Origin of the sequence: Pseudacidovorax intermedius (assembly GCF_001476815.1) — a bacterium.
In the GTDB taxonomy this organism is placed as follows: domain Bacteria; phylum Pseudomonadota; class Gammaproteobacteria; order Burkholderiales; family Burkholderiaceae_C; genus Xenophilus; species Xenophilus intermedius_A.
This window is the reverse complement of record NZ_LDSL01000206.1, coordinates 1-6,314: the sequence shown is the minus strand read 5'-3', so window position 1 is coordinate 6,314 and position 6,314 is coordinate 1. Positions and strand designations below refer to the sequence as shown.

General features: G+C 75.3%; 2 protein-coding genes. Both read right to left on the bottom strand.

What is annotated here, in order from left to right; all coding sequences use genetic code 11:
* Positions 1–2,560, bottom strand: a 2,560-nt coding sequence (locus tag NS331_RS24340) for a UvrD-helicase domain-containing protein (protein ID WP_153013033.1), incomplete at its 3' end; no start/stop codon positions are given.
* A gap of 160 nt (positions 2,561–2,720) precedes the next feature.
* A partial coding sequence (recC, locus tag NS331_RS24335) for an exodeoxyribonuclease V subunit gamma (protein ID WP_345940364.1) occupies positions 2,721–6,314 on the bottom strand: 3,594 nt, incomplete at its 5' end.

The following is a 6,314-nucleotide window of genomic DNA, read 5'->3' as shown; positions in this document are numbered from 1 at the left end:
CGCGGGCATCGGCCTCGGCGTCGTGGAAGCCGATGGCCTTGGCGGCCGAAGCCTTCTCCTCCCGCCACGCGGCGATGAAGGGCAGCAGCACCAGCGGGTATTCCAGGCCCTTGGACTTGTGGATGGTCACCACCTTGAGCAAAGCGGCGTCGCTTTCCAGCCGCAGGATTTCTTCCTCGCCGCCGGGCTCGACCAGGCGCTGGGCCAGGGCGCGGATCAGCGCATGCGGCCCGTCCAGGTCGACCGCGCGGCGCTGCAGCCATTCGGCCAGGTGCAGCACGTTGGTGAGCCGCCGCTCGCCGCCCAGGTTCATGCCGTTGGCCGGCGCCGCCAGCCAGTGCGCGGGCAGGTCGTAGGCATGCAGCAGCGCATGCACCATGGGCAGCACGCCGTGGCGCAGCCAGCAGGCGTTGAAGGACTGCCAGCGCAGGGCGGTCTCTTCCCAGGCCAGCTCGTCCTCTTCCAGGCGCGCCAGCTCGGCCAGCGGCAGGCCCAGGCTGCGGCTGGCCAGGGCGGTGCGCAGCAGCCGGTCGTCGCCGGGCTCGGCGGCGGCGCGCAGCCAGCGCAGCAGGTCCTGGGCCTCGGGCGTGGCGAAGACCGATTCGCGGTCCGACAGGTAGACGCTGCGCAGCCCGCGCGCGGCCAGGGCGCCGCGGATGGCGGCGGCCTCCGTGCCGCTGCGCACCAGCACGGCGATGTCGGCCGGCCGCAGCGGCTGCCAGCGGCCGTCTGCGTGGCGGAAGCCGCTGCGGCCCTCGCCGGTATCGGCCAGCCAGTGCACCACGGCGCTGGCGAAGACCTCGGCCATGTGCGCGCGGTAGTCGGCGGTGCCGATGCTGTCGCGGCCGGCGTCGGGCTCGGGCTCCTGCGACCAGAGGGTGAGGGCGGGTGCGGGCCTGCCTTCGAGCCACAGCGCCTCGCCACGCCCGCGGGCGCGCACCGGCACGAAGGGCACCGGGTCGCCATCCGCCCCGGCGAACCGGAATGCGCCGCGCGGATGGCGGCTGGCCTGTTCGAAGACGCGGTTGACGGCCTGCACCACGGCGGCGGTAGAGCGGAAGTTGGTGTCCAGCGCGTAGACGGCGCCGTCCGCCGCATCGGCCTGCGCGGCGGTGTCGCGGCGCGCGCGCAGGTAGGTGCGGATGTCGGCACCGCGGAAGGCATAGATGGCCTGCTTGGGGTCGCCGATGAGGATCAGGCCGGTGGTGCCGCGCGTGGGGGCGGCGGGGCTGCTGCCGTCGTCGTCACCGGCGCCGCCTGCGCCGTGGCCGGCAGGCCCCGCTGCGCCGTAGATGCGCCGGAAGATGCGGTACTGGACCGGGTCCGTGTCCTGGAACTCGTCGATCAGTGCCAGCGGGAAACGGGTGCGGATGCGCGCCGCCAGCGCCGCGCCGCCGGGGCCGGCCAGGGCGCGGTCCAGCTGCAGCAGCAGGTCGTCGAAGCCCAGTTCGGCGCGGCGCAGCTTCTCGGCCGCCAGGGCCTCGCGCAGGGCGCGCGCGGCATGCACGGCCAGGTGCGCGCGCAGGCCGGCGGGCTGGGCCGCGACCTGCGCCTGCTGCCAGGCGTCGATGGCGTCCAGCGCGGGATGGTCGGGCAGCGCCTCGCCCTTTTTGAGCTTCGCGCCGTCGCGGCCGAAGCGGGCGATGTTGTCGGGCGCGTCGGCGCCGGCGCTCCAGTCGGCCAGGGCGTCGAGCCAGCCGCCGAAGGTGGCGTCGTCGTCCTTGCCGCGGTAGCTGTTGCCGTTGAGATGGGGGCGGGCCGCGTGCCACAGCCGCTCCAGCGCGGCGCGGTCGGCGCGCCAGGCCTGGCGGGCGGCGTTTTCCAGCGCGTCGGCCTCGGCCATGCTGCGCCCCAGCTGGCGCAGGGCGTCGAGCGCATCGGCCGCGCCGTCGAAGGCGCTGCCCTGCAGCCGCAGTGGCGCATCGCCCTGGGCCAGCAGCGGGCGCACGGCCTGCCACAGGGCCTCGGGGTTCGGAAAACAGCCCAGCAGCGCGCGCGAGGCGGCGGCGTCCAGCGGGTAGTAGTGGCGGCGCCAGTGGTCGTGCAGCACCTGCTGCTGCAGCGCCTGCAGGTCGGTCTGCAGGGTCTGGGCGAACAGGCTGCCGCTGCCCATGGCGTGCTCGCGCAGCATGCGCCAGGCCCAGCCGTGGATGGTGGCGATGGCCGATTCGTCCATCCACTGCGCGGCCACGCGAAGGCGGTGGGCGCAGCCGGGGCGGGCGTCGGGCGGGGTGTCGGCGAGCAGGGCGGCCAGCGCATCGCCGGCCGGTGCCTCGGCCTCGCCGGCGAAGACCCGCGCGGCCTCGTCCAGCCGGGCGCGGATGCGCTCGCGCAGCTCCTGCGTGGCGGCCTCGGTGAAGGTGACGACCAGGATCTCGGGGGGCGTGAGCGGCCGGCCGAAGGCGCTGCCATCCCGGCCGTGGCCCAGCACCAGGCGCAGGTAGAGCAGGGCGATGGTGTAGGTCTTGCCGGTGCCGGCGCTGGCCTCGATGAGGCGCAGGCCGTGCAGCGGGAAGCGCAGCGGGTCCAGGGGCTGGACGGCGGGGAGGGCAGGGCTCATGACACCACCCTTGCATGTTGGAGCACTGAAGTCTGTTTGGCCTGAGCTTCCAACCGTTCGGGCTGAGCTTGTCGAAGCCCTTGCATGTGCGAGGCTGGCGCGCCGCTCTGCCCTTCGACAGGCTCAGGGCGAACGGATTGGGGCCGGCAGGACGTTGCCATCAGTCAGTCTCGTTGGCAGCGCCGCGGCGGGCGGCGGGCACCTGCCGCCATAGCGGTCCATAAAGCGCCTGGGCCCAGTCGAGCAGCCCGCGGCCGTCGTCGGTGCGGGCGCTGTCCAGGGCGGCGAAGTCGGGATAGGCGCGGGCCAGGGCGGGCCGCTCGCATTCGCCCTGGCGCTGCACGCCGCCGTCGTAGGCCAGGCGTGCGGCGGGGCCGGCCTGGCCCTCGGCCAGCGCGGCGAAGCCGGTGCGGCAGGCCAGGGGCAGCGGCTGGCGCAGGCCGGCGAGCCAGGCCGCCACGAGCTGGCCCAGGGCCTCGTCGGCATCGGCGCGCGTCAGGGCCGGCAGCAGCAGCGTGCCCGATTCGCTGACCAGCACCGTGCGCGTCGGCCCTGCGGCCCAGTTGAGCGCCAGGTGCGCGGGCCAGTGGCGCACGACGTGGTGCCAGGCGAGCTCCTTGCCCTTGTGCAGGCGGCCCTGGGTCAGCACGAGACGGGCGGGCTCGGCGGTGCCGGTGTCGGCCTCTGCGCCGGCCGGCAGCCGCCGCGGCGGCAGGGCGTCGTCGACCGTCACGCCGCTGGCGGCATGCCGCCAGTGCAGCAGCACGGGCGCCGCCTCCACCTCCGGCCAGGCCTCGCAGGCCTTGAGGTAGTGGTCGAAGGTGCGGGCCACGCGCTGGCGCAGGCCCTGGCCGGCCAGGGTGCCGAAGGCCTGCAGCGGCAGGCGGCCTTCGGCCGCCAGCCGGTCCGTCTGCTGCGCAAGCGTGGCCGGCAAGGCGGCGCGGGCGGCGGCCGGACCGGGCTGGTCGTCGCACCAGGGTTGCAGGGCCTGGCGCAGCTGCTGCTCCAGCGCCCAGTTCTCCAGGCCGCCGAGGGCGAAGAGTTCGTCGTCCAGCGCGTCCTCGCCGCCGTCGGCGCCAGGGCCGAAGCGCACGTGCAGGCGCTGGGCGAAGAAGGCCTCGATGGGCTGGGCGAGGAAGTCCTCCAGCGGGCGCAGCCCGATCGGCTCCTCGGGCTGCCAGGCGGGCAGCGGCGCGTCGGCCTGCGCCGGCGTCGCGGCGCCATGGGCGGCCTGCCATTCCCGGCCGTAGGTGTAGAGGCCGTCCACGGCGGGCGCGCGCGGCGCATCGGGCGCGAAGTAGCGCGGGCTGAAGGGCTGCAGCGGATGCTCGGTGCTCAGCGCGGCCAGCAGCGCCTCGCGCTCGTCCTCGCGGCCGGCCAGGCGCCAGCCGGCGGCCAGGTGGTCGCGCAGCTGGCCCACCAGCACGCTGGGCGCGCGGGCGCTGTGGTCGCGCACGTCGCGGCCCACCCAGCTGATGTAGAGCTGCTCGCGCGCGGACAGCAGGGCTTCGAGCAGCAGGTAGCGGTCGTCGTCGCGGCGCGAACGGTCGCCGGGGCGCCAGTCGTCCCGCATGAGGTCGAAGTCTGCGCGCATCACGGGCCGCGGGAAGTCGCCGTCGTTCATGCCCAGCAGGCAGACGACGCGGAAGGGAATGGCGCGCATCGGCATCAGCGTGCAGAAGCTGACGCCGCCCGACAGGAAGCGCTGGGCCAGCCCACCGCTTCCCAGCTGGCCGAGCCAGGTCTCGCGGACCACGGACAGCGGCAGGTCCTGGTCGAAACCGGCGGCGGCGCAGTCGTCCAGCCAGCGGTCCAGGCCCTGCAGCAGCTCCTGCACGCGCACCTGCTCGCGCGGCGTGGCCGGCGCGAAGAAGCGCTGCAGCAGCGCGCGCAGGCGTTCGGCCCAGACGGTGGGCGTGTCGTCCTGCGACAGCGTGTCGAGCGTGACTTCCATCGCGCGCAGCAGCGCCGCGAGCGGGCCGAGGGCCGCAGCGTCCAGCCCGCCCACCTCGTCGAAGGGGGCGATGCCGTCGAAGGCCTCGCCGTCGCCGGCGGCGTAGCCCAGCAGCATGCGCTGCAGGCCGAAGCGCCAGCTGTTGGCCTCGCCCGCGGCGCCCAGGCCCTGCTGCGTGCGCTGGTCGGCATCCAGGCCCCAGCGCACGCCGGCGCCTTCGATCCAGCGCTTGAGCACGGGCAGGTCGTCCTCGGCCAGGCCGAAGCGCTCGCGCACGGCCTGCACTTCGAGCAGGTCCAGCACGTCGCTGGCGGCGAAGCGGCTGTCGGGCAGGGCCAGCAGGGCTTCGAGGGCCACCAGCAGCGGCTCGCGCCCGCGCTGGCCCTGGTCGGCGACGGTGAAGGGAATGTGCCGCGGGTCGCTGCGCGTGAGCCGGCCGAAGACGGCCTCGATGTGGGGCGCGTAGCTGTCCACGTCCGGCAGCATCACGATGACGTCGCGCGGCTGCAGCGTGGGGTCGGCGTCGAAGCGGGCCAGCAGCTGGTCGTGCAGCACCTCCACCTCGCGCTGCGGCGAATGGGCGGTGTGGAAGCGCAGTGAGACGTCGCGCGCCGGATCGACGGCGGGCCAGCGGGCGCGGGTCTCGGCCAGGGGGCGCAGTTCGAGGATGTCGTCCTGCAGCTGGCGCAGCAGGCTGTGGTCGGGCGGCGTGTCGTCGCTGAAGAGGTCGATGCGGCCGCTGCCGATGCCGGCCCAGGCGCCGCGGTAGCGGTCGGGCTCGTCGAAGCCGTCGATCAGGTGCAGGTAGTCGCGGCCCTGCTTGCCCCAGGCGGCCAGCAGCGGATGGGCATGCTGGTGCAGCGCGGCCTCGTCCAGCACGGCGGGCATGCCGGGGCGGCGCGCCTGGCGGCGGTAGGCGCCGCGCAGCAGGTCCTGGTCGGCCACGATGTCGGTCCAGTGGTGGCGGCAGGGGTTGTGCACGAAGAGCATCACCTGCGCATGCCGTGCCAGGGCGGCCAGGGCCTGCAGCGTCTGCGCGGGCAGGGCGGAGATGCCGAAGACGATCACCCGCCGCGGCAGGCCGGCGGGCGGGGGGCCGTCGTGCGCGGCCAGGGCGTCGATGAAGCGCTGGTGCACGCCGGCGCGGCTGCCGGCCAGGCCCTGCGCCGCGTCGGCCACGGCGCCGGTGCCCAGGTCGTCCAGCAGGGCGCGCCACAGGCGGGCCTGCCAGTGCTGGTCCTCGGGCAGCGGGCGGGTGCCGCCGCGCAGGGTCTGCAGCTGGTCGCGGCCGGCGGCCCAGTCCTGCAGCCAGTCGGCGCGGTAGACCTGGTACTGGTCGAACAGGTCGGCCAGGCGCAGCGCGAGCTGGTGGCACTTGCGCAGATCGGGATCGTGCGCCAGGAAGCGGGCCAGGGGCGCGAAGCGTGGATCGGCCTGGGCGGCGCGGGCGGTGAGCGCGGGCAGCAGGCGCATCAGCCGCCAGGCGAGCGGCGCCTCGTCCAGCGGCGAGCGCTCGGGCACGGTGTCCGCACCCAGCACCGCGCGGTAGGCCCGCCACAGGAACTGCGCCGGCAGCTGCACGTCGAAGGCCGCCGTGATGCCCAGGCCGCCGCGCGCCGGATCGGCCGCCAGCGCCAGCTTGAGCCACTGGGCGATGCCGTTGCTCTGCACCAGCACCACCTCGTCCTCCAGCGGCGCGAGCGGATGCCGCGCCAGCCAGGCCACGAGCAGCTGCCGCAGCTCCTCCGGCCGGTTGCCGTGCAGCACCATCAGGCCGGGCTGCAGGGGGGACGGGGGGAG